The 24,103-nt window shown below is 48.0% G+C and carries 22 protein-coding genes; 16 read left to right on the top strand and 6 right to left on the bottom strand.

What is annotated here, in order from left to right:
* Nucleotides 1-41: 41 nt before the first annotated feature.
* Nucleotides 42-533, bottom strand: a complete 492-nt coding sequence (locus BM613_RS09490) for a MarR family winged helix-turn-helix transcriptional regulator (RefSeq protein WP_181363023.1) — start codon at nucleotides 531-533, stop codon at nucleotides 42-44.
* Between the two features lie 166 nt (nucleotides 534-699).
* Nucleotides 700-1,425 carry a hypothetical protein gene (locus tag BM613_RS09485; RefSeq protein ID WP_109430944.1) on the bottom strand — a complete coding sequence of 242 codons (726 nt, stop codon included), beginning with the start codon at nucleotides 1,423-1,425 and terminating at the stop codon, nucleotides 700-702.
* Nucleotides 1,426-1,664: 239 nt separating this feature from the next.
* On the opposite strand from BM613_RS09485, the gene BM613_RS09480 reads away from it, so the two are divergent.
* A complete protein-coding gene (locus BM613_RS09480; RefSeq protein ID WP_109430943.1) occupies nucleotides 1,665-2,339 on the top strand; it encodes a response regulator transcription factor in 675 nt (224 codons plus the stop codon).
* Between the two features lie 2 nt (nucleotides 2,340-2,341).
* Nucleotides 2,342-3,619 (top strand): sensor histidine kinase, encoded by a 1,278-nt coding sequence (locus BM613_RS09475; protein ID WP_109430942.1) that lies wholly within the window; start codon nucleotides 2,342-2,344, stop codon nucleotides 3,617-3,619.
* Nucleotides 3,620-3,752: 133 nt separating this feature from the next.
* Here the strand turns inward: BM613_RS09475 and BM613_RS09470 are convergent, their stop codons facing one another.
* Nucleotides 3,753-5,684 carry a S53 family peptidase gene (locus BM613_RS09470; RefSeq protein WP_109430941.1) on the bottom strand — a complete coding sequence of 644 codons (1,932 nt, stop codon included), beginning with the start codon at nucleotides 5,682-5,684 and terminating at the stop codon, nucleotides 3,753-3,755.
* 299 nt (nucleotides 5,685-5,983) lie between these two features.
* On the opposite strand from BM613_RS09470, the gene BM613_RS09465 reads away from it, so the two are divergent.
* Nucleotides 5,984-8,626: a PAS domain-containing sensor histidine kinase gene (locus BM613_RS09465; RefSeq protein WP_181363022.1), complete on the top strand. Its 2,643-nt coding sequence runs from the start codon at nucleotides 5,984-5,986 to the stop codon at nucleotides 8,624-8,626.
* A gap of 86 nt (nucleotides 8,627-8,712) precedes the next feature.
* Here BM613_RS09465 and BM613_RS09460 read toward each other — a convergent pair whose 3' ends face one another.
* Nucleotides 8,713-8,910: a cold shock domain-containing protein gene (locus tag BM613_RS09460; protein WP_109430939.1), complete on the bottom strand. Its 198-nt coding sequence runs from the start codon at nucleotides 8,908-8,910 to the stop codon at nucleotides 8,713-8,715.
* A 348-nt stretch (nucleotides 8,911-9,258) separates the two neighbouring features.
* Here BM613_RS09460 and BM613_RS09455 point away from each other — a divergent pair, with 348 nt between their 5' ends.
* From BM613_RS09455 to metK, 7 genes are all read left to right on the top strand, one after another.
* Nucleotides 9,259-10,227, top strand: coding sequence for an NPCBM/NEW2 domain-containing protein (locus BM613_RS09455; RefSeq protein WP_109430938.1), 969 nt, complete (start codon nucleotides 9,259-9,261; stop codon nucleotides 10,225-10,227).
* Nucleotides 10,228-10,335: 108 nt separating this feature from the next.
* The gene (locus BM613_RS09450) at nucleotides 10,336-11,331 is read left to right on the top strand and encodes a stalk domain-containing protein (RefSeq protein ID WP_181363021.1); all 996 of its coding nucleotides are present in this window, start codon (nucleotides 10,336-10,338) and stop codon (nucleotides 11,329-11,331) included.
* A gap of 293 nt (nucleotides 11,332-11,624) precedes the next feature.
* Entirely contained in the window at nucleotides 11,625-12,698 is a 1,074-nt protein-coding gene (locus BM613_RS09445) for an LCP family protein (protein ID WP_109430936.1), read from the top strand.
* A gap of 38 nt (nucleotides 12,699-12,736) precedes the next feature.
* A complete protein-coding gene (locus BM613_RS09440) occupies nucleotides 12,737-13,468 on the top strand; it encodes a WecB/TagA/CpsF family glycosyltransferase (RefSeq protein WP_109430935.1) in 732 nt (243 codons plus the stop codon).
* 17 nt (nucleotides 13,469-13,485) lie between these two features.
* Nucleotides 13,486-14,370 (top strand): LCP family protein, encoded by an 885-nt coding sequence (locus BM613_RS09435; RefSeq protein ID WP_146192786.1) that lies wholly within the window; start codon nucleotides 13,486-13,488, stop codon nucleotides 14,368-14,370.
* A gap of 170 nt (nucleotides 14,371-14,540) precedes the next feature.
* A complete protein-coding gene (locus BM613_RS09430) occupies nucleotides 14,541-14,762 on the top strand; it encodes an alpha/beta-type small acid-soluble spore protein (protein ID WP_109430933.1) in 222 nt (73 codons plus the stop codon).
* Between the two features lie 161 nt (nucleotides 14,763-14,923).
* Nucleotides 14,924-16,117 carry a methionine adenosyltransferase gene (gene metK, locus BM613_RS09425; protein ID WP_109430932.1) on the top strand — a complete coding sequence of 398 codons (1,194 nt, stop codon included), beginning with the start codon at nucleotides 14,924-14,926 and terminating at the stop codon, nucleotides 16,115-16,117.
* On the opposite strand, the gene BM613_RS15075 is transcribed toward metK, so the two are convergent.
* Nucleotides 16,112-16,261 (bottom strand): hypothetical protein, encoded by a 150-nt coding sequence (locus tag BM613_RS15075; RefSeq protein WP_181363019.1) that lies wholly within the window; start codon nucleotides 16,259-16,261, stop codon nucleotides 16,112-16,114. The two genes, metK and BM613_RS15075, sit on opposite strands and share 6 nt — an antisense overlap.
* Nucleotides 16,262-16,328: 67 nt before the next feature.
* Here BM613_RS15075 and BM613_RS09420 point away from each other — a divergent pair, with 67 nt between their 5' ends.
* Together BM613_RS09420 and BM613_RS09415 are read left to right on the top strand one after the other, a co-directional pair.
* Complete coding sequence (locus BM613_RS09420) at nucleotides 16,329-16,757, top strand: hypothetical protein (protein ID WP_109430931.1); 429 nt, start codon at nucleotides 16,329-16,331, stop codon at nucleotides 16,755-16,757.
* Nucleotides 16,758-16,918: 161 nt separating this feature from the next.
* Complete coding sequence (locus BM613_RS09415) at nucleotides 16,919-18,637, top strand: GGDEF domain-containing protein (protein ID WP_109430930.1); 1,719 nt, start codon at nucleotides 16,919-16,921, stop codon at nucleotides 18,635-18,637.
* Nucleotides 18,638-18,667: 30 nt separating this feature from the next.
* Here BM613_RS09415 and BM613_RS09410 read toward each other — a convergent pair whose 3' ends face one another.
* The gene (locus BM613_RS09410) at nucleotides 18,668-19,930 is read right to left on the bottom strand and encodes a helix-turn-helix domain-containing protein (RefSeq protein ID WP_181363017.1); all 1,263 of its coding nucleotides are present in this window, start codon (nucleotides 19,928-19,930) and stop codon (nucleotides 18,668-18,670) included.
* 177 nt (nucleotides 19,931-20,107) lie between these two features.
* On the opposite strand from BM613_RS09410, the gene BM613_RS09405 reads away from it, so the two are divergent.
* The 4 genes from BM613_RS09405 (at nucleotide 20,108) to BM613_RS09390 (ending at nucleotide 24,101) form a co-directional block, all read left to right on the top strand.
* Nucleotides 20,108-20,299, top strand: a complete 192-nt coding sequence (locus BM613_RS09405; protein WP_109430928.1) for a hypothetical protein — start codon at nucleotides 20,108-20,110, stop codon at nucleotides 20,297-20,299.
* A 248-nt stretch (nucleotides 20,300-20,547) separates the two neighbouring features.
* A complete protein-coding gene (gene phoU / locus BM613_RS09400) occupies nucleotides 20,548-21,207 on the top strand; it encodes a phosphate signaling complex protein PhoU (RefSeq protein WP_109430927.1) in 660 nt (219 codons plus the stop codon).
* Complete coding sequence (gene recD2, locus BM613_RS09395; protein ID WP_109430926.1) at nucleotides 21,159-23,369, top strand: SF1B family DNA helicase RecD2; 2,211 nt, start codon at nucleotides 21,159-21,161, stop codon at nucleotides 23,367-23,369. The genes phoU and recD2 overlap by 49 nt, the downstream gene beginning before the upstream one ends.
* Before the next feature lie 27 nt (nucleotides 23,370-23,396).
* Nucleotides 23,397-24,101 (top strand): response regulator transcription factor, encoded by a 705-nt coding sequence (locus tag BM613_RS09390; protein WP_109430925.1) that lies wholly within the window; start codon nucleotides 23,397-23,399, stop codon nucleotides 24,099-24,101.
* Nucleotides 24,102-24,103: the final 2 nt, after the last annotated feature.

The raw sequence follows: 24,103 nt of genomic DNA, 5'->3' as shown, positions 1-24,103 counted from the left end.
TGAATCTGCTTGATTTTTACTAGAGATCAATTTTCGAGAGATCATGATTCACATGTTGGATGATCGCTCGCAAAATGCTGTAGCTGTTCGTCAACCACTCGCAACAATCCACTGAGGCCGATTTGCAATCCCTCGCGTTCTTTTTTGCTTAACTGCTGAAGCAGTGTAGCGAACAAGTCATCGGTGACGCCGCGAATTTCATTTCTCATGATTTCCTCGGAATTAGGAGAGAGATAGAGTCGATAGGAACGATGGTCGGTTTCATTGACTACTTTTTGGATGAGTTGCATCCGTTCATAACGTTCGACCATGCCAGAAGTTGTGCTGTGCGAGGTACCTAGGTGTGTACTGAGTTCCTTGATGGTTAGTCCAGGGCGACGGCTGATCATGCGCAAGGCGATAAAATCGATGATGCGCAGATCCGGAGCCCCCACTTTGCGGACAATCTCCTGTCGAATCGTCATGCGAATGAGTCGTTTTATGCGTTCGATACTCATCGGCAAGAGTTGATCTAGTTCCATTCCTTCGTCCATAGAAGACAGTCCTTTCTTGTAGATCCAGCCATTTATAACGAAACCGTTATAATGCATACGTAGTAATAGTGCGAGATTCGTGAGAGATTGTCAAGGGTTGTCGGATAAAGAACAGGAGCCCCCGAGAAAAGGGCTCCTGTCGTGTAAGGGGGTTATCATGTACAGTCTATCGCCACGTGCGTGTTAGCATGTTGCTTATGCGAGTATTCATTTTCGCCAAAATGGCTTGCTCGCGTGCGATGGTCATCTTTCCATTTGCTACAGCTTTCACCAAATGTGTCTTGGCGGGGGCTTCAAGTTCTGCCGTTAGTGTTTGGGTTGATATGCCTTGTTTTTGCGCAATCTCAGCGATGGTTTCCTTTGCCTTTAAGTCGGCGCGCAGTGTTTTTGGGCTGAGATGTAGAAGTTTTGCAAGCTTGGCGATTTGTCCATGTGGACGTGTTCCCAAAGGACGTTTGTCGAGCATGAAGCCAGGGCGGTTGATCATTTGTCCAACATGGGCGTCAAACTGGGTGATCAGACGTTGTTCTTGTGCAGCGGTGATCTTTCCATTTGCTACGGCGCGATTCAGATGTGACTGGAAGTTTGCTTCAAGTTCTGCCGTTAGTGTCTGGGTTGATATGCCTTGTTTTTGCGCAATCTCGGCGATGGTTTCCTTTGCCTTTAAGTCGGCGTGTAGTGTTTTTGGGCTAATCTTCAAGATGCTTGCAAGTTCTTTCCACTGTTGATCTGGATGGTGTTTGCCATGATGTTCGATGTGGGAGGTGGGACTGCCCGCAGAGACTGTGGAAGGGGTTGCGGCAAAGGCTGTCAGTCCTCCGAGGCCTCCGATTATGCCTGTTAGTCCAAGAATGGCGACTGAGTTTACTACAAGTGTCTTCGGTTTTTTCATGTGGTACCGCGCTCCTTGAAGTAGTTTTTTTGAGACAACGTAGTTATAACAAGCTTGTTTTTAATTTTTCTTAGAAAACCATGTCATTTTTATGATCCGTGGTCGCTTTCGTTTTTTTTTTTTCGCGCTCGAATGAACGTTGCATGTTTTATTTAAGGGAAATCTAAAAGAACTCGCTCATACTAGATAGGGATGTGGGAATCGGGGGAGAACGATCGTAAAAGTGAGGATGGTTATTGATGCGAGTGCTTGTAATCGAAGACAATGTTGAAGTTGCGTCTGTCATTGAATCGGCGCTGCAGGAGGAAAAATGGGAAACAGATGTGGCTCATGATGGTCGCCAAGGATTAGAAAAAGCGTTGCAAGAGCCTTGCGATGTGATCATTTTAGACATTATGCTGCCTGACTTGGACGGCCATCGCGTGTTGCAAGAGATTCGCAAGGTATCTTTTACGACACCCGTTTTGTTTCTCACTGCACGTGATCGTGTGGAAGACCGCGTGATCGGTCTTGATTATGGTGCCGATGACTATTTGACAAAACCTTTTGACGTGGCAGAATTGCTGGCGCGCGTGCGTGCGCTTGCACGGCGCAAAGGCAGCATTTATCACGAAGATCACATTGCGTATGGGCGCATTCAGATTCGTCCGCAGGCGCACGACGGATTTGTGGACAATAAACCATTGCACCTTACGGTGAAGGAATATGAGCTGCTAGAGTATTTCTTAATCAATGCGGAACAAATTTTAACTCGCCAGCAAATTTTTTATCGCGTATGGGGGTTTAATTCGGATTCCGGGTCGACGGTGGTCGATGTGTATGTTCATTATCTGCGTAAAAAATTAGCTCCCTTCCATTGTGATGAGTATGTGCGCACGGTGCGTGGAGTCGGGTTCATGTTGAAGGAGTCCTAGGCATGTTTCAGCGGGTCGGGTTGCGGTTAGCCATTTTAAATGCAGTTGTTTTTGCCTGTATCCTCTTTGTGATTGCAGGAACATTATATTTGTTTACAAAAGAACGACTGTACGCAGGCGTCGATCACGCCTTGCGAACGACAGCCCAGATCGTTTTACATAGAGCGGAGCAGGCCAATCGGCATCGGCACGAACCGTCTGCAACTGTGCGGCTTCCGGTCGATCACGCACATTTTGGTCAAGTTCCAACGCTCTTTCTCGTATGGACACGAGGCCACCAAATCTGGTCACAGGAACCGGAAAATACTTTTTCTACAAGTGATCTCAAATTGCTAGCGGCAGCTTTAGAGGCGAAACGACCGGTTACGCTCACCATTCAAAACCACACTTTTCGGGTTTTAAATCTCCCGGTCCCCATGTCAGCAGGAGCTTTGCCTAGTGGTGGAACGATGCAGGTCATTCGCAACATTGACGATCAGGTACATGAGTTGCAAAACCTTTTGTTTCTCATTTTATTTGATCTACTCGCGGGACTGTTTGCAGCGGTTGTTGCTGGCTGGTTCTTGGCTTCACGTGCGCTGATTCCGATTCGGAGATCGTGGGAAAAGCAACAACAGTTTGTCTCTGACGCTTCTCATGAGTTGCGTACGCCCCTTGCAGTCGTTCAGGCGCAAGCGCAGCTATTGCTTCGGCATCCCACTCATACAGTAGAACAAGAAGCGGGAAGCATCTCTGCGATTGATAATGAAGCTCGACGGATGAACCAACTGGTGGATGACCTTTTGACATTGGCGCGGGCAGACTCGAAACAGTTGGAACTGTCGCTGCAATCTGTTCGGTGCTCAGAGTTATTGCAACGCATTGCGGATTTATATCAGCTGCTGTGTGAACAAAAGGGGCTGAAGGTAAGTTTTGTGGTCGAGCCCGAGATCGTGTTGCAAGCGGATGAAAAACGCTTGCTTCAACTCATCTGGATTTTACTGGACAACGCATTGAAATACACGCCAAAGGGTGGTAGCGTACTCGTGGAATGTCACGCAGATGAAGGGCATGTTGAACTATCTGTTTCGGATACGGGCATGGGGATTGCAAAGCAAGACTTGCCCCATATTTTTGACCGCTTTTATCGAGGGGACAAGTCTCGTGCTACGGGTGGCACAGGACTTGGACTCGCGATTGGCAAGTGGATTGTTGATGCGCATCATGGCAAGATGATCGTGCAAAGTGAGGTACATCGAGGCACGATGTGTCGAGTTTTTTTCCCGCGCGGCAAAAGTTAACGCGGAAAGTTTTGTGTTTGCTTCAGGCTAGAGCTATATAAATACTACTGTTCTTCGCGATTGTGGCAACAGCCCACAGGACGCCTGCAGTGTACAGAGCGTCGTGGGCTGTTGGTGAGGGAAGTTTCTCAGGCTACTCTTGATGTTGGCTGAAATCTGTCGCAAGCGCGGCGATGTTCGGAACACCAAGTCCGCTTCCTGGATTGTAGATCGCGCCTTGCGCGCCCGTGTAATAAAGATTGTCGTTACTGGCTCCTGTCGTGTCGAGCGGCTGAAAGGGGGATTGCGGACGGGTGGCAAAGCGGTAGATTTGCCCATTCCAAAATCCGACGCGCCCTTCTGCCTGCTGGTTGATTAAGGCGGTAAGGCCAGCTAATTGTGGGGCGACGAAACTGGTTCCCCCATAGACGGCCCATTCTGTATTGCCAAATAGTGTGCTGCTATACACGCCGTAACCCGTTGCAGGGTCTGCGTTCAGCGCAAGATCAGGGACATTTCGTCCTTGATTGGCCCCTCGAATCACCTGTGGATCAGGGTTAAAATTCCATGCGGTATTATGGTCAATCGGGACTAAGTTTGGAACGGCAAAATACTGGTTGACGCCTGGTACGTGTTGCTGGTACCAAGGTGTGGGGAAAAGCGCGCTGTATCCTCCACCACTTCCCACTACGAGTGCTTCTGCAAAACTCGCCTCGCTGCTTGCGCCAAATTGTTGCCAATATGGCCATAGATAATTCCATCCCCAGGTGCGTTGTTGCGGGATATCAATCGTAAAGGCCCCATAATTTTGGATGCCCGGAAGTGTCGTTCCGCCTGCAGCGGTAATGTACGGACTATCTGCAGGATTATCCACTGACAGGTTGGTTGTCCCAAGATCGCTAGCTGCATCGTAGGCGCCTGCATCGCCTGCGGCGGCAAACATTGAGATGCCTTGACTAGCCCCCTCCATAAAGATTTCGTTGAAGACTTGGGCGTAGTTTGGTGATTCTTGACCTTGCGCGATGGTGTAGTTCACTGCGGTCTCACTCTCTCCCCAACTGGTTGAGATCGCATCTGCTTGATTGGCCGTGACCGCATTGAAAAAGGCGTCGGCAAAACCGTAGTCTGTGTTTGGTGCTTGATAGACAATGAGGTTTGCTTGTGGAGCAAGTGCGCCAGCTTGTTCGACATCGATGGTTGTTTCAACTGAACCACTCATAGCAGATACTGGTCCGGCTCCGCCATCGACGTTGACGAGTTGAATTCGATTGGGTGCTACAGGGATTTGATTTAACTTCCAGAAAGTATAGGCATCAGAAGGATTGACACTTGCGAGTGTGACGATGCCAACGGTTTGTCCTTGACCGAAATCTCCTTCTTTATAGAGAGGGTCCACGTTGTAATTGGCGGCAAGATCGGCTGGTGTCTGTGATCCTGCTGGAGGGCCGTCGGTACTTGTAGGTAGAAATTTTTCCTGCGGCAGAGGCTTTACTAAATGTGTGCTGAAGTTTCCGTAATTTGTAAGGCCAAGCACCGCGAGTATGGGATCTGCGAGCGCAACTGGCATGTGCGGAGGTGCGGCAGTCCCGTGAAAATTTACTCCTTGGAACTTCATGTTTTGGAGTTGTACAGAAAATGCTTGGTCAAACTGACCGGCTGTACCATTTGCTGTGATATTTAGATTGTCGGAATAAACGCTGGTCTGAATGCCGAATTGGTGCAAATAGTTTGTGATTGCCTGGATGACCGGTGCGGGTTGTCCGAATTGTGCGGCAAACTGTGACACAGAAAGATAGTGGCGGTACTGTGGATTTCCTGGGGTAACCGTCTGCTGTATGTATTGTTCTAGTTCAGGTGTATGGACGGTCTTCAAAATGATACTCACAGTCACAGGTGTGTCGGCAGGGGTGTTGCCAAAGACAGTCGCACCATTCAATACTTGTGGCCCGACGCCTTGGGGGACAGCTACAGATGTGTTCGCATTGGCCAAAGCGAGCGGCATGCTAAAAAGCAGTGGCGTGATCGTCAATACACTGGCAGCGCGAATCGAAAGTGGTTTCTTGTAAAATCGCATGCGATGTTTCATTTGAACCCTCCCTTATTTTATGATAGGAAATCGTTTGTTTGAGACTTTGCTGAGAACGCGGTGGCAATCTTTTTTGATTCCCTTTTTGTATAAAAGAATGTAAAAAGTCTCCGTGAAGTCTCGTTGGAAGACATATTCGACGCAACGATGGCCAATCCTTCCATTCTACTCGAGTTTTTTGTTATCTTTATAGAAACGTTTCCACAAAGTGTATGTATAAACGTAATCGTTGCTCTCTGTCTCCGGACTGGGGCTTTTTTCTACAAAAAATACAAAGGAAATTGGTCGCTTTTCGTCGAATGTTAGTTCTTACACCAAATACACAGACGTGGTGTAAGGTTGTTGAGATTGTCTATTCGTTTGGAGATGGTCATTTCTATTTTTTCCAAGGTCGATCAGATGAGGTTGAGGGAGAGAGTGGGATGGGTTTGCAGCAAACCAATCAGCAAAGAAGAAAGTCGATTGGTCGTAGCTCTGACGCGGTCTATTCTCTCTATGTGCTAAACGCATTGTTTTTTCTCGTTGTGATGGGTTTTTCTGTATTTTATGTGCGAGGACGTACCGGTCATTTTTTAGATTTAGGCGTGAGCGTTGCCTATGCGGTGTTAAATGGACTATTTTTTTATCTCTTTGCTTCGCGCAATCGTCATTCGAAAGAATTGCGCAGGCGGCTTGGCATCGATGCACAAGCGCTAGACTCAGTGATTGAAGCGTTGTATGAAGGGTATTATGAAGTGGATTTGTCTGGTCGTATCCAGGCATTTAACACCTCGCTGACAGACATTTTAAATGTGGACGGGGATTGTTTAAGAGGGCGCCTTGTGGCGGATCTTGTCACCTCTGATGTCGCCTTTCAAATTATGCGAGCGGCATCTCGTGTTTATCGTAAAGAACGATCGAATCGGGCGCTTCCGATCAGCTATGTCCGGGCGCAAGGTCAAGTGATTTCACTTGAAGTGTCGATCACATTGATGCGTGACAAGTACGGGGAAAAGACGGGGTTTCGAGGGATTGTTCGCAATGTCAGTGAACGCGATCGACAGGAGCGCGCGCGTGCGGAGAGTGAGGGGCGTTTGCGGGCACTTTTGTGTGCGATGCCTGACATGGTTGTCTTTAAAAGCTTACAGCAGCATTGGCTGGAAGCCAATCAAGCTGCACTCGATCTTTTCGGGTTGCACAATGTAACGTATCGCGGGAAGACAAACGCTGAGTTAGCAGAAATCTCCCCTCTCTATCACGAAAAACTCGCCCTATTTAGCGTGACTGATCAGCGTGCAATTGACTCTGGCGAGCTCATTGCATTTGAAATTGAACTGCCGACTGGGGCACACACAAAGAAACTTTTTGAAGTTCGCAAACTTCCAGTTTTTGATGACCGTGCGCAACCCATTGGCATCCTGTCAATTGCACGAGATATCTCCGTACAACGCGATATGCAAAAGCAACTGATGGAGAGCGAGTCGCGCAACCGTTCCTTTATCGAACAATTACACGACGGAGTCATCTGGTTTGATTTAATGGGCACTGTGCTAGATGCGAATCCGGCAAGTTATGCGATTCTCGGTCAGAACCTTGCGTTTATTGGTTCAACCATTGGTGATTTTGTAGCAGAACAAGATGTCCGATGTGTCTTAGCTGCATATGCACGCGCTTGTCGCGGAGAATTGCAAGAAGGAATTTATCAAGTGTATCATGCAGACGGACATTTCATTGATGTGTATTTGCGTTTGTCACCCTTGGTGATGCGCGAAGATCAAGTGGGTGTCTTTGGCATTTTTCGTGATATTACAGAGGAACGGCGAACGAGGATGGAACTGGAAGACCTTTCGCGCAAACAACATGCCATTTTGCAGTCGGCTGGGGAAGGTATTTATGGACTTGATCTCGATGGCCGCATTACGTTTTGCAATGCGTCAGCACTTGCTATGACAGGATATACAGAAGAAGAAGTCATCGGTCGTTATACACATGAAGTGTTTTATTATTTACAAGATGGCAATATGGCATCTGGAGAAAAGAACTGCATTGTTTCGCTGTTTGCAAAAGAGGAATTGGGGGCAGACTTTGAAGGCGTAAAACGCTGTGAGAATGCCTTGTTTTGGCGTAAAGACGGCTCGAAATTTTATGTCGATTACATCATGTCGCCGATGATTGATGAGGGGGTCATTGTGGGCGCCGTTTGCCTATTCAATGATGTCACAGAGCGTAAGCATGCTGAACAGTTGTTGATGCAATCAGAAAAGCTCGCGGTGGTGGGGCAACTGGCTGCAGGGATTGTGCATGAAATTCGCAATCCGCTTACTGTCCTCAAGGGATTTTTGCGATTCTCCGAGAATGGGAATTTTAAATCAGAGTACATTTCGATCATGGATAAGGAAATAGAGCGGATCGAGACGATTATTCAGGAATTCTTGATTCTCGCGAAACCGCAAGCGATGAATCTGCGCTGGTACGATGTAGGGAAGTTGTTGATGGACGCATTGACTCCACTGCAACCGTTCATTTTACAAAATAACGTCACCGTAGAATTGCGAATTGCGAGTCCGTTGCCGCTTGTTCAGTGTGAAGAGATGCAGTTGCGCCAAGCGTTTATGAATATTTTGAAAAATGCAATTGAGGCAATGCCGCTTGGGGGGCATTTGACCATTGAGGCAAATGTCTGGGATGGACGAAGTGTGCATGTACAGATCGCGGATGATGGGTGTGGAATTCCTGAACAACAAGTAAAGAATCTTGGCACTCCGTTTTATACGACGAAGCAAAATGGAACAGGGCTTGGCTTAACAGTGAGTCAAAAAATTATTGAACTTCATCATGGTACCTTGCAGATAAAAAGCATAGAGGGTACTGGCACAATTGTAGAATTGGTCATTCCTATTGAGCATGGAGAGCGTTCGGTGTATGCATCGATGGGTGGCTTATACGCCACTAAATTCTCGTAGTTTCTTGAAAGAATGGATTAGAGAAGAAAAACACCTCCTATCCGGAGGTGTTTTAAGTTATAGAAAGTATCGCTTAAGGGTTTACCTTACAGCTTACTCACATTAGCAGCCTGTGGTCCACGTTGTCCTTCGACGATGTCAAACTCCACTTGTTGACCTTCTTCAAGCGTACGATAGCCATCTCCGTTAATTGCGGTATAATGAACAAACACGTCATTGCCGCCTTCGACACGGATAAACCCGTAGCCTTTCTCGCTGTTAAACCATTTCACTGTTCCTTGCATTGGAGAAGCCCCCTACAGAAGTACACTTACGTACTTGCATAATTTACTTGCGAACTTAGCATAGCATTGACGTCTTAAAATGTCAAACGATTTCTACTTTATTGTTATACTCGTAGCACGTTTCTGAAAATCTCGACGACGATTCCGTGTAACCCCCAAAAATCGACTTGTTTTGTCGAACTATAAGTCTGAATCGATCTCAATGATCGGCTCTCTTTTCGTTTTGAAAAAGGTTGAGTCAAAACCACATTGTCGCTCTATGATAGATCAAGTATGATGAGAATAGCGAGAGAACCTTGGGAAAATATCTGGGTTGAGCGAAATAGAACTTGAAGTGAGGCTGAAACTGTGAAGCGAGTGGTGCGTTTATTTTCCGGTTACGGCACAGGATTACTGATCGGAAGCATGGTGTTTGGCGGGATCACGTTTGCGAGTACGGGAGTACAGGCGATCCGTGTGCGGTATGCAAATATTCAGATTGAGGTAAATGGCAAGGTGATTCCTACGCTTGCGCAGCCATTTATTTATCAGAAAAATGTCTATGTACCTATCAGTACAGTAGGGCAGGGCTTGGGTGCACGTGTGCAGTGGGTTGAGGGGAAAGATGATGTAGTCGTAACAGATCCCACGCAAACGAAAATTACTGAAGGCGTGCTTTCTTATGATGATTCTCCCGTTCTTTGGTATGGGAACACTCATCTGACATCGAATGATGGACAAGTCTATGAATCGCCGGTTGCCTTGGCGAATCTCATGGGTGAACCATATGACTATGATGCACAGACACATACCTTTTATATTGGACAGGGAGATGGGACGGGCTTACCTCTAGTGAATTTTCCGGTTGTTCGCGATTACGGTGATTTTGCGATGTGGGCGCAAGGCAATTTTGGACCAGCAACGGGATGGTCAGATGGATTCGCACAAATTGGGAAACAGCTCTTTCCAGGTGCGAGTGGACAGTCTATTGTTTGGGCTCCGACGCTTTCTCCATCGCTCGTTCCCGGGATTACATACAATTTGCGCGGTCGGTATCGTGCGCTAGATGGAGTCTTTGGGATGGATAGTATGGTATCTAGTCCGGATGCTGTACAATTGACACTATTAGGGGATGGACAGCAGTTATATCAATCGCCTTGGATGACATCCAATGAGGCCGCTACGCCGGTCGCTGTTAATGTGACAGGAATTCACTTATTGACTGCCGCTCTTGCTGTAAAGACGGCAAATGGGACAGTTTACACGATGGGACAGGCGGTTCCGGCAGGAACTATAGCAAATGCGGATTTTCTTGACGTCCGTGTTCATAGCGAATAGCGTGAACGTAAAACAAACTGAAATGATCTTACTAGAGAAGGGAGGGAACCTGGTTTCGCGGTTGGATTTAGCTAGACTGCGGGATTTTTGAACCAGGTGGAGGTCCTAGTGAAACAGCGGGTCAGTGTGGTATTAGGAGTTTTGACGAGTGCTCTTCTATTTGGCAGCGTGTCCTATGCGAGTGTGGGGATTGAGCAAATTCAAGCATCTTTTCACAATATTCAGCTCATTGTTGACGGGAAGACGATTGAGACAAGTGCAGAGCCGTTCATATACAACAAAAACGTATACGTTCCTATTTCGACCGTGGGGCACGGGCTAGGAGCTGCAGTGAATTGGGTAAACAGCACGCCAAAAGTAGTCGTAACAAGAAATTCTGCGGATACAGGCGCTCATCTTACCCCGCTCACGGTGGTGATCAATGGTCAGCAGATGCCAAATGGTGTGGTGACGAGCACCGGGGTGCTTGGTGTTCCTGCCGCAGATGCAGCATATGAAACTGCGAGTGGCTTGATTCCTACGGTCGATGCAGCGGGGAATGTCGACTTTTCACAAGCTTCCTCGCAAGCGTCCTCAGGGACTCTGCTCACTTCACTAACACCGAGTGCTGTAAGTGGTGATTTTAGCAATCCAAGTTTATATCCAGATGAAAAACTCAGTGGATACTATGCGCCGACCGTGCTTGGCAAGGTGTATTCAGGAAATTCGACGATTGAGTGGGGTGTGAACAGTTCTGAGTCCGCCGTGATACCAGAACTTACGTATCCACTCAATGGACAAGCACAAACCCTGTCTGGAATGTTTGCCGTGGATGATTTGACCAGAAATTTTAATGGGGCGGCAGAGCTTGTTTTTGTAGGCGATGGCAAAACTATTGGTTCGACAGGATGGGTACAAGGTGGGAGTGCCCCTGCATCGTTTTCAATCTCAGTATCTGGAGTCTCCACTCTACAGATTGAGTATGAATTGCGCGGACCTGGTGGTACGATCTATACCTCAGGGCAGACGTACCAAGCACCGAGTGTCAACGTAGATGGGGTAAAGGGTCCGATCGTCTTTACGGATTTGTTACAACCTACGCTAACTGGAGTTGGCCACATGTAGTCGAATCGCGAATAATAAATCCTAAGCTGAAATAAAATTTGTGTCAAGGGCTTGTCACTTTCTGTCGAATTGAGTAAGATAGGTTTAACAAGAGCTTGTGGTCTTATTCAGAAATGCGTGAAGCACAGATCCAGGCTTTTGTTGTGTGCAATTATTTATTGTATCGTATAGTTTCGATTATCGCTTGTCCGCTTATAATTGACTTATATTTCCCGTTCTACAGCCACCATTTGGTGGCTTTTTTTTTTCTTGGATGATCTGCTTTTCTCCTGGTTACTCTACATGGTGAGTACATGGGACCGGAGGGCGTTGATGTGCATGGGCGAAACGGTGTATGGGCGATTTTTGTCGTTTTTGTGGTTGCGATAGGTGGCATACTCGTCTCCGCACGCGTCTACAATCCTGCCGTACATGTGCAGTTTACCGGAAGAAGCGGGAATACAGTGACTACACAACGTCAATTGCAGGGGTTTGTAAAGACCGTTCCGCCAGATCCAGAGCAACTTTTAGAGAATCGTCTGCGGCAGGCGCTTGAAGATTTGGCACAAGGGAATCAAGTGCGCGATCCATCTACGGTTCTGTTAATCGGGACGGATTCCCGTCATGGGGAGGCTGCACGCTCTGATGCCATGCTGTTGACGCGCATTCATTTTGCGCAAAAAAGGGCACTCGTTGTCTCTCTCCCGCGTGATACGAGAGTCTATATTCCGAGGTATGGATATACGAAAATTAACCACGCCTTGGCATTTGGCGATCTACCGCTTTTAAAACATACGGTTGAGCGTGTCTTTGGCGTGCCGATCGACCACGCAGTGGTTGTCGATTTTGCAGGGTTTATTGAATTAATTGATGTACTTGGTGGTGTTCAAGTCCATCTGGAGAAAGCTCTCGATTATGATGATGCAACAGATGGGACGCATATCCACTTAAGGCCTGGGCAACAGCGTCTTGATGGGAAAGAGGCGCTTGATTATGTCCGCTTTCGCCATGATGCATTTGCAGATACGGGGCGTATGCAAAGACAACGCAATTTATTACATGCGATTGCAAGCACACCCATTCCGATTGAACGCTGGTGGGCGCTTGGTATGGCGTTGCCGCGACTAAGCCGCCATATTCGCAGCGATTTGTCCGAATTTGCATTACTTAGTGAAGTGGCAAAAATTGCACTGACTTCGAAGTGGACCGTTACGACTGAAGGATTACGTGGTAAGAATAAAGTAGACCCTACAGATGGTCTGTGGTATTTTTACCTCGATGATGATGGATTGAAGCAATGGCGTCGTGAATGGATGGCTTTTGACACAGCTGTTGTTCCATCTAAGGAAAATGCCAAGGCATCGGAGCAGTCGTCGCGCGAGCGATAAAGCAGGGTGTGAGGTAGAGCAAGGAGTTTTGATGTGACGTGGAACAGATCGAAATTCTCGACGTGCCTTTTTCGCGCCTGACCGATGAGCAAGTATTTGCTCGCTGTATAGAGTTTATTGGCGCTCACAAACCGCATATGGTGATTACGGCAGGACCAGAATTTGTCATGCGTTTAAAAAGTGAGCCTGCTTTACGCGCACTCGTTTCGGCGGCAGACCTCATCACGCCAGACGGAATCGGGATTGTGCTTGCCTCAAGATGGTATGGGCAACCGTTAGCAGATCGTGTGACCGGAATTTGGCTTACTGAACGTTTACTTTCTTATGCTTATGATCAACAGTTGTGTGTATATTTTCTGGGGGCTTCTGAAACGTCATTGCAACGGGCATTACAGGTTTTGCGCGCGCGTTATCCTGGATTGAATATTTTCGGGAGAAACGGGTATTTTACTCCTGATCAAATTGAAACTGTGCTTGCTGATATTCTTGAGGTAAAACCAGATGTCTTATTTGTCGGGTTAGGGCAACCGCGTCAGGAGCAATTTATCGCAGATTACAAAGAACGGTTGGGCGTTCCACTCGCAATGGGCATAGGGGGCGTAATTGATGTCCTCGGGGGGACGGTCAAACGCGCACCTGTTTTGTTGCAACAACTCCATTTAGAATGGTTTTATCGTTTACTGCGCGAACCCAGTCGTTGGCGCCGTCAGTTGGTGTTGCCGCAGTTCGCTTTTGCTTCGTGGCGCGATGCACGTGAACGGCGAAGGTGAAGGAAAGAGTAAGGAGATTGGCTAGGACGATCGATAAAGGAGTTGTATCGAGTTTGGCATGTGCATCGCGAAGAGCAAAGTTGCTGTCCCTTTTGGCGATGCTGTTCGTCACTTGTATATTACATGCGCCGGTGGATGCACACACGTCTCTCTCTTCTGCGCGATATACACTGTTAATTGCGGGACTTGATCGCGATGCGACGAGCCATGATCCCAATCGTCAAACTGATGCGCATGCAGATGCGCTAATCCTTTTGAGTTCACAGCTAGGTAGTGGCGTTGTCGATGCACTGCACATTCCTCGGGATACACGAATCTATATTCCGCATTCTGGGTATACAAAAATCAACGGTATGTACTTGTTGCGTCATCGCACAGGATTAGCTGAAGCAGTGAGCAATTTGACAGGGATTCATGTTGACGATGTGCTCGTGCTTGATTTTGCGCGTTTTCGCCAGGCTTTGCATCTAGTCCCAGGGATCTTGTTTAAAGTGGACCGTCCAATGAGAGCGCCTGAGGGGGATGTGGCGTTAGCCCCAGGAACTCATGTGTTGAGCCCGACTGAAGCGTTGACAGTCGTGCGTTTTCGCCATGAACCACTTGGTGACATTGGGCGCGTACATCGACAAGAGCGTTTTATGCGCAGCGCTGTGCAACTAGCGTCAAGACTCCCGTTTGGAATCTTTCGACGGGTGATGCTGACGCTTGATCCGCAACTATCAGGGCGTGACATTTTTCTTTCCTATGAAATGGTACACCCCTTATTACAATATCACGCGCATTCGGTTCCTGGTAACTTTAGCACGGGTCAAGAAGTCAGTTATTGGCTCCCAGACCAGCGTGGAATGGCGGTGATCGCTGCGCTCATTTTGCATAAGAATCTAGCGGAACCCGCATTTTAGTGCATGGGAAAGTCGTACTGGCGCATTGGATGTAGACGATGGACGAGATCGTTCGCTTTGAGAGAAGTTGGGGAGGATGCCAATAGTTAACGTCCTAATTCCCTTCTAACTGCACAGGATAGGGATGTCGCCGGAAGCGAACATCATCTGTTTCTGGGAGGGAAGTAGCGATGGCTAGTGGATTTACGCAGGTCATAAAGGCCTCGCATAAGGCGCTTGATGAGATGAAATATGAGATTGCAGCTGAGCTTGGTTTGCCTGTATACAAAGGCAGTGAAGATTATTGGGGGCATATTTTAACTAAAGACGCAGGTACAGTCGGTGGACACATGACGCGCAAATTGGTGGCATTTGGGGAAATGGCGTTAACGCAGAAGACGCAAGAAAGTTAAATCGTAAGTGTCAATTGTACGACTGCGACAAGGAACTGCAGATTTACGAGTTCGGCAGATCCTTGTCCCCCCTTTTCATTGACACCGTGGCGTGACTGTAATACAGTATCAGTGGTCTCTGCAAAGAGAGGCGAGCGCGATGGTATGGGGGTGCAATCGATTTGACCAACCGGAAGTTATTTACCTCTGAATCAGTAACTGAGGGTCATCCTGATAAAATTTGCGATCAGATATCTGATGCGTTACTCGATGCTTTTTTACAACAAGATCCATACTCTCGTGTCGCCTGTGAGACGTCTGTGACAACTGGTCTTGTCCTTGTTGCCGGGGAAGTGACAACAGAAGGCTATGTGGACATTCCGCATGTTGTTCGCGACACGATTCGCAAACTCGGATATACGCGGGCGAAGTTTGGGTTTGATGCAGATACCTGCGCCGTGATCACTTCGATTGACGAACAGTCTCCAGATATCGCGATGGGAGTTAACAAGGCACTTGAGGCGCGGCGAGGAGAAGAGACCGATCAAGATCTCGATGCGATTGGCGCTGGCGATCAAGGTCTCATGTTTGGGCTTGCCGTCAATGAAACGGAAGATCTCATGCCTCTTCCCATTTCACTTGCTCATGGTCTTGCACGGCGTTTAGCACAAGTGCGCAAAGACCGTTTGGTCAGCTATCTGCGCCCAGACGGAAAGACGCAAGTGACTGTTGAGTACGAGGGCAATCGGCCTGTTCGGGTTGATACGATTGTCATTTCGACACAGCATCATCCGCTAGTGGACTTAGAAACGATTGAACGTGATTTGCGGGAGTTAGTGATTAAAGAAGTTGTTCCTGCCCATTTACTGGATGATCAGACGCGGTACTTTATCAATCCAACCGGCCGTTTTGTCATTGGTGGTCCGCAAGGTGATGCGGGTCTCACCGGGCGCAAGATTATCGTTGACACATATGGTGGTTATGCGCGTCATGGCGGCGGTGCTTTTTCTGGCAAAGATCCCACGAAAGTGGATCGTTCAGGCGCTTATGCAGCGCGTTATGTCGCAAAGAATGTTGTTGCGGCAGGACTTGCTGATAAGTGCGAAGTACAAATCGCCTATGCGATTGGCGTCGCACATCCGGTGTCGATCATGGTAGATACGTTTGGCACAGGAAAAGTTGAAGATGATAAGATTGTTGAGTTGATTCAGGCTAATTTTGATTTGCGGCCAGCGGGCATTATTAAGACGCTCGATTTGCGTCGCCCTATTTATGCACAAACTGCAGTGTATGGCCATTTTGGTCGGCCAGATCTCGACTTGCCGTGGGAGCGTACGGATCGTGCGGCGACGTTGCGTGCACAAGCTGGCCTATAAACGGTCTCTCCGAAACGTGTAGACAGCCTGCAATTGGTGTGAACTAAATCCCAAGAAATTGTCTGGATGAGCGCGTACCCCGCGCTCTTTTTTATTCGACCTCCTAAGAAAACGCGCTTTTTGCCCATCGCTTACATTTCTCACCGCTCTCTCCTGTCTCGCATACACTAAAGCTAGAAAACATGAAGACAAACTGACGAAGGTGATGGATGTGCTTTCACTCGTCATTGTATTGCTCGCAGTGTACGGGCTCATTATTTTTTTGTGGCAACTGAATCGCAAGTTCCACAATTCTACGACAAATCTTTTGCCAAATCTCATTGTTATTGTAGGTCATGCCAGTCAGTGGATTGAGTGGTTTGTTCGGCAACTTTCTTTACAGATGTATACCCAGGGGCAAGATGTTCAGGATGTATTTATTGTTGACTTGAGTGCTTCAGATGAAACGGCGATGATTATATCAAAGTTATCGATCCGTTTTCCGTTTGTTACTTATATTCCAAGTTCGACTGCGCGGTGTTGGACAGATGTGTCCAATTTACTTGAAACGAGCCAAAGGGATCAGACGCTTGTCGTCAAAATCAACGATGAGGGGGACATGCGACAAGTTCTGCGTATGTTGTCACATTTTGAGGTGTGAAAAAAGCGGGAGAAAAAGCAGGAGATTTCAAATTGGGTGAAGAATTATTTCCAAGTCAGAAAGCGTAAGCGTGTTTCTTTTCGTGGGCTCATTGACATCACAGATATTTGCGTAGAGATGGAGTCCCGTGTATCCACGCTACTTGGGAGGAAGCGGGAGCGATGATTGTGAGAACGCGTTACTGGGCGAGTGTAGGTGTACTTTACGCCGCCGCAGCAGTCACGCTGTTTAGTAGTTTGCTTGTTTTTCCATTCCCCGTGCTCACCCCTTTCATGTGGCTGCTTTTTGGCGTGCTGTTTGTACTACTGGCGTTAACCTATGTTTCCCCCGTCCAATTGGGGGATCAGATGATCAGTTTATCTCTTAGTATTGAGATTCCCATGTTTTTATGGTTTGGTCCTATTGTGACTGCGGCGAGTTTGATTGCAGCTTGGTTGATTGGCGATTTTGTGCGCGGGAAAATGTGGGATATAGAACGGACGATTAAAAATATTGGCATGTTCATGCTCATGCCAACGTTTGCGAGTTTAGGGTACAAGCTTGTGGGCGGTGTTGTTCCTCAGACGCATTTGGCTACATTTTTCCAGGTGCTTTTTCCGCTTACTGTCTTTGCTGTTCTACACTTTATCTCCAATTACGCAGTCAATTGGTTGTATGCGATGTTTGAACAACCCGATGATCATTTTTTTCTCGCGATCAAATGGGATTTCGCTTCATTTGCTGTCGAATACGCTCTTTCCTTACTCTTTGTCTTCTTTGCTGTTGCCTATGGAGCACAAGCGATCATTTTTTTGGGGTTGCCGTTTGTTGTGCTCCTTTATATCTTTCGGCTATATTCCAATCTCGTGTTGGCAAATCGTCAGCTTACACTCATTAGTGAAGTGACGATGGAATTAAGTAGTGAATTGCGTGAAGATCAGGTAATCGCGGCTTTACTCAATGGCCTACCACGCATTATTCGCTTGACTTCCTGTTACTTGTTTTGTCCTGATGCCGACGGGGTTTTGATTCCTTGCGGCGTTCGCGGCAGTTCATTAGAAATGGAGGAACAGATGCGTGCTGTGCGTCTGCAACCTGGTGAAGGGGTAGCGGGTACGGCTTTTTTGCATGGGCGGGCGCTGCTTTCAAACGGGCGCCGCCAGCCTCTCGTGCGATCTGAGGAGACAAATGCCGCGATCGACTTTGGCCGCTCGATGATTGCGATTCCGCTCATCTATCGTGATGACACGCTTGGAGTGCTAGCGCTTGTCCACAAAGAATATCGAGCGTATTCTCGGCGTGATCAGGAGATGGCACAGATTTTGGCAAGCCAAGTTGCGATTTCTCTGTGGAATGCGCGTCGCCTTGCCCGAACTGAGGAGCAAAGTTATCTTGATCAACTGACTGGGGTTTATAACTTTCGCTATTTTGATATGATTCTTGAACGGATGTGTCACAATGCGGACTGTTTAGACACGACGCTTGGATTGCTGATCATGGATTTGGATCATTTTAAGCAAATCAACGACGTTTACGGTCACTTGGCTGGGAATGAAGTTTTAAAGGCGGTTGCGCAACTCATCAAGGAGTTTGTCCGTGCGGAGGATGTTGTCTGTCGCTATGGGGGGGAGGAGTTTACCGTGATTTTACCTGGAGTTTCGGTAGATTCAGCCGTTGCAATTGCTGAGCGGTTGCGTGAAATGATTGCACAGCATCCGGTTTCTGTGGCGCAGATTGGCAAAACGGCCTTTTTGCCGCTGCACGTGACAGTCAGTATTGGCGTGGCCGTTTATCCGATCATGGCGCAGTCTGCGGTAGAGCTTGTGCGTAACGCAGATCGCGCCATGTACGTAGGGTCAAAGCAACGCGGTCGCAATCGCGTTGCAGCATATGAACACTAGGCAAAGAAGTGGAGCGATTATGCGGGAGGACTAAGAGACACTGTGAATTTGTCGATCGAGATTGACCAAGGTGAGTTTTGCGAGATCTGGTTGTCCAATGCGTAAATGGGCGCGTCCTACAATAGTAGAAAGTTCCGCCGCAAGTGATAAACGATGATAGTAGAGCGCATCTTGCAGCGCAGTCTGTGCGAGCGCGATCAACTTTTGTTTGTCGTGATAGACGATTGCGCGTATCGTAAAAGTCAATGCGTGCAAGCGCTCGACAGATGGTGTGTTCGGATCTTGAGCGATGAGGGAATCGATTTGCACAAGTGCTGTCTCTAAATCACCATGTGCTACGAGCGATTCAGCGAATAAAAACTGTAGCCGCGTGTGTAGTGTTTCAGACATTGCAAAGCAACCGCGCGTCAGACAGGAAGAAAGCAGCGCATCTGCTCCTTGTAAGTCACTTTGTTCAAGCATTTGCATGATGCGCAGGAGATCTGCTTCTAGCGACGATTCAATCCATTGTACAACTTGGTGCAGTGTACGCGCTTCTGCAGCGAGTCTTCCCGCTTCTTTTTCTTTCCCTTGCTGCAGGAGTTGCAACGCTTGTGAAAGGTGATCTTGCGCCAGATATAGCGCATGTTCGCCAACGGCCACACTTGTTGCCGCTTCTTCTGCGCATGCACGCGCTTTTTGCTCGTGGCCGAGTAAACGATGGCACTCTCCTAGGCGCATGCAGATGTTGGCATGTAGAATTCCTTTGCGTTGCGTCCGCCGGTCAAATGCGCGCTTTGCTTGGTCAAAGAGATGCAGGGCAATTTCGATGTCGCCCGTTTCGAAAAGGATATTTCCTTGAAGTAAAAATAATTCTGGCAACAGGTCGTGGCGACTTTGTTCGATGGCCAGTGTCAGCGCAGTGTCAACCGTGTGATAGGCAAGCGCAAACTGTCGTTTCGCCGCATATAACTTTGCTCGAAAATAGTGCAGTTCCACATGGCCAGCAGGGGTATCAAAGGAGTTGCTGATCAACTGTTCGGCTTCATCGAAGCGCTTAAAGAGTAAGCATGTTTCGATGACTTCCATGCGTTTGCTCACGGCTTCGCTTTTGGACGGAGTGAGTGATAACGTTTCTTCCGGTGTTTCGAGTCGTTGTGCTAATTTTTTGAGCAGGGATTCGGAGGGCTGTGCCTTGCCTGCCTCGATCTGGCTGATCATGCTTGGCGTGACAATGCCTTCTGCTAATTGTGTCTGTGTAAGTCCGCGCGCTAGTCTTAATTCTCGAATTTTTTGACCAATCAAAGATGACATTCTGGCTAACCTCATCTACTCTATTTTTTAGAATTAAATCTATCATAAGCGAAGAGATAGCTTTGTGCAATATGAAGGAACCGTGCGTATTTCTTCACAAAATACTTACTTTCTCTTATACTTCTCTACCCCTACTTGGCGTACACTGAGATTGACTAAATGTACGGAGGGATTTTCGTGGATGAAGTGAAAGAGCTTCAGCTCCAGCAACAGCGCTTACTGCATGCGTGGCTTGATGCAGTGAACGGAGAAGCGCGCTTTTTGATCTTAAAAGAATTGCGCGCAGTCGAACAGGAACTGGGTGAACAAGTTCGACAAGGGCGCATGGAAAAGCAGGAATTTCAAGCGTTCGCTGTTTTTCACCATTAAAATGTAGATCTTCTCATGTCGCAATCCAGCAGAAAAGGGAAGATCGAGTAAATGGAGCGGTTTACAGAAGGGATGACGCTATGCTTCCCTTCTTTTTTCGTGCATAATGGAAGATATGCATAGTCCAACACTGAAATTCGACATGTGGATGCGATCGGTCATTAGACGGTCTTTACGATAAATTGACGAGATCTTCATATCTTTGAGATAAACTTTAAATGGCTTCGAGCTTGTAGGAGGCTTTGAACGTGGACCCTAGGCGCCAGTTTCATGCAGATTTAGAAGCATTACAACAAGATTTGTTGAAGATGGGCACGCTTGTTGAGGAGTCAATTTTTAAGGCGGTGCGTGCACTAACGGATCAAGATCAGGCATTAGCAGAAGAAATTCTCGCAGGTGATGATCAGATTGACCGAATGGAGATCGACATCGAAACGCGTTCCTTGCAGTTGATCGCTCTTCAACAACCGATGGCGCGGGACTTGCGCACACTCGGGACAACGCTCAAAGCCGTCACAGATTTGGAGCGCATGGCAGATCATTCTGTAGACATCGCGAAGGTTGTTTTGCGCATGAATCGACAACCGTGGATTAAACCGCTGATTGATATTCCGCGTATGGGAGATTTAGTTGAGAAAATGGTGCGCGACGGACTTACGGCATTTATCCGGCGGGATGTCAAACTTGCTGAAACTTTGGCGACACGTGACGATGTCGTAGATGGTTTGTATGCACAGATTTTCCGCGACTTGCTCGGTCTGATGATCTCGACGCCTGCTTCTGTTGAACAAGCGACGCAACTGATGATGGCTGCACAAAATCTTGAGCGCATCGGCGATCATGCGACCAATATTGGGGAATGGGTCATCTATATGGTCGACGGCGTGCGGCGGGATTTGAATATGTAGCGATGGCAACGGTTCAGGTGCGGGGAACAGCGGAGCAGTTTCTAGTTCTTTCTGATCGCGGGTATGCTGTTTTGCGGGTGCGTTTGGCAAACGGGGAGACTGTGCGGGCGGTTGGTCGGATTTCCGACATTGCACTTGGCTCAGAGTGTGAATTCGTCGGAAGGTATCAGTTTCACGCTGAATATGGGAGGGAATTTCACGTAGAATCCTATCGGGCGCAAGTGCCCACGAGTCTACTTGGCATCGAGCGGTTTCTCGCTAGCGGTCGTTTTAAGGGGATTGGTCCAAAGACGGCAAAACGAATTGTCGAGCATTTTGCGGAAAAAACGCTGGATATTCTTCGCGAACAGCCTGAAGAGATTGCAAAAGTTCCTGGTCTGACAGCAAAACGTGCGAAAGCGATTGTGACAGCTTTCGCTGAGCAAGAAGGCGTAGCTAAACTAGGAGCTTTTTTCCGGGCGCACGGGTTGCCTTTGCATTTGGCGGATAAAGTGGCGGCAAAGTTTGGCGGCGGGCGCCAAGCGCTTGATATGGTCATGGACCATCCATTCCAATTAATAGAAGAGATTACGGGGATTGGATTTAAGACGGCGGATGGGATCGCACGGGCGCTTGGCATGAAGCTAAATGATCCAGATCGTCTCCGCGCAGCTCTGCTTTATACACTCTCTCAAGCAGTCGATGAGGGACATATGGGGTTGCCGCATGCGGAGTGGATTGTTCGCACAGAAAAACTGCTTTCCTTGCCGAAAGAAGAATTGGCTGCTGCTGGGGGCCATTTGATTGCAAATGGTCGCGTGGTACTTGAACAAATGAACGGGGAATTATTTGTGTATTTGCTTTCCATGTACCGTGTAGAAACGAAGATCGCTTTGCGTTTGCGCGAACTGGTGCAAACGGCGGCTGCGTGGGATGATCTGGAAACTCCTGCACCAAAGGCTGTGGGAGAGATTTTGACACCGCTGCAAAGACAAGCTGCACGTGCGATCTTTACGTATCCGCTTGTTGTATTGACAGGCGGACCAGGAACGGGGAAAACTACAACGGTGCGCAAAGTTGTAGAAGATGCACAACAGTATGGATTGCGCGTCGTGTTATGTGCACCTACTGGACGGGCTGCAAAGCGATTGGCCGACAGTACGGGACAGGTTGCTTTGACGATCCATCGATTGCTAGAAGTTGGACAGCAGGGAAACGGGCACTATGGATTTGCGCGAAATCGGGGGAACCGAGTTGAGGGAGATGTATTCATTATTGATGAAGCGTCTATGGTTGACGCCCCGCTTTTTTCGCATCTCTTAGACGCGCTGCCAGATGGCGCCCGGCTATTACTGGTCGGTGATCCATGGCAACTTCCATCTGTTGGCCCGGGGCAAGTGTTGCGTGATGTGATTGCATCTGGAATGGCAGTGGTTCACGAGTTACAGCTTGTGTTTCGCCAAGCGGAGCAAAGTGCGATTACGCGAGCAGCACATGAAGTGCGAAAAGGGAAATTTCCTGATTTTGAAAAGTCGAATGAGAGCGACTATTATTTTATTCAGGAAGAAGATCCAAAGCAAGTCGCTGCGCTGGTTGTAGATCTGGCAGCCCGCCGTTTACCCTCTTACTTGGCGCTTGATGCTCGCACCGGTATACAGGTGCTTGCTCCGATGCGCAAGGGATACTGTGGGACAGAGCGATTGAATGAAGCACTTAGCAAGCGTATTTTATCGGAAACAAGCAGGGGTTTGCAGGTTGGACCGCGTGTATTTCGTGTTGGTGATAAAGTAATGAATATAAAAAATGATTACGAGCGTGACATTTATAACGGAGATATCGGCTTTGTTACTCGTATTCAGGAGGAGGGGCTGACCCTTCGCGTAGGCTTTTCAGAAGAAGCGCGAGAAGTTGAACTTGCGCGTGCGGATTGTGGGCAATTGATTCATGCGTATGCCGTTTCAGTGCATAAGAGTCAAGGCAGTGAATATCCTTGCGTTGTGCTGCCGCTCGTGCGTGAACATGCTGTCATGTTATATCGACAATTACTTTATACAGCGATGACACGTGCAAAGTTGCTCCTTGTGATCGTGGGATCGCTGCAGGCCTTTGAATTGGCATTGCGTCGGGTGGATGCGGCTAAACGCTTTACGCGATTGGTTGATCGACTGCAGGCGGAGTCATAAGAATGGAAAGAAGGGCAGGGCGATGTTGTGGCTGAGCGAGTGCTTGTGGTCGATGATGAAGAGGCGATTCGCACGCTTGTAGAGTACAATTTGCGGATGGCTGGGTATGAGGTGGAGACTGCTGAGGAAGGATTCATGGCCCTAGAATTGATTGCAAAGGGTGACTATGATCTTCTTGTGTTGGATCTTATGCTTCCTGGTGTCGATGGACTTGAGTTATGCAAGCGATTGCGCCAAACGAACTCTAAAATTCCGATTATCATGTTAACGGCTCGAGGCGAGGAGATCGATCGCGTTTTAGGGTTAGAAATGGGGGCAGATGACTACGTTACAAAGCCCTTTAGCCCACGTGAACTTGTGGCGCGCGTGCGTGCGGTCTTGCGTCGCAAAGCAGATGAGCCCGTTACGTCAAATAGTGTAGAGGCAGACAGCTATACCATAGGCGATGTGCACTTGGACGCTAGTCGCTATGAAGTGACGGTGCGAGGAGAGTTGATTGAACTAACCCCGCGAGAATTTGAGCTTTTGCATTATTTGCTAAAAAACTTGGATCGTGTAGTGAGTCGTGACCAATTGCTTGATGGTGTGTGGGGATATGAGTATGCAGGAGACACGCGATTGGTCGATGTGCATATCAGCCATTTGCGCGACAAGATTGAAGATGATCCGAAAAATCCGCGCTATATTAAAACAGTGCGCGGGGTGGGGTACAAGTTTGTGCGAGGGGAGTAACG

It is taken from the genome of Sulfoacidibacillus thermotolerans (genome assembly GCF_003144315.1).
In the GTDB taxonomy this organism is placed as follows: domain Bacteria; phylum Bacillota; class Bacilli; order Alicyclobacillales; family SLC66; genus Sulfoacidibacillus; species Sulfoacidibacillus thermotolerans.
The sequence above is the reverse complement of the archived record's forward strand: the minus strand, read 5'-3'. Positions and strand labels throughout refer to the sequence as shown.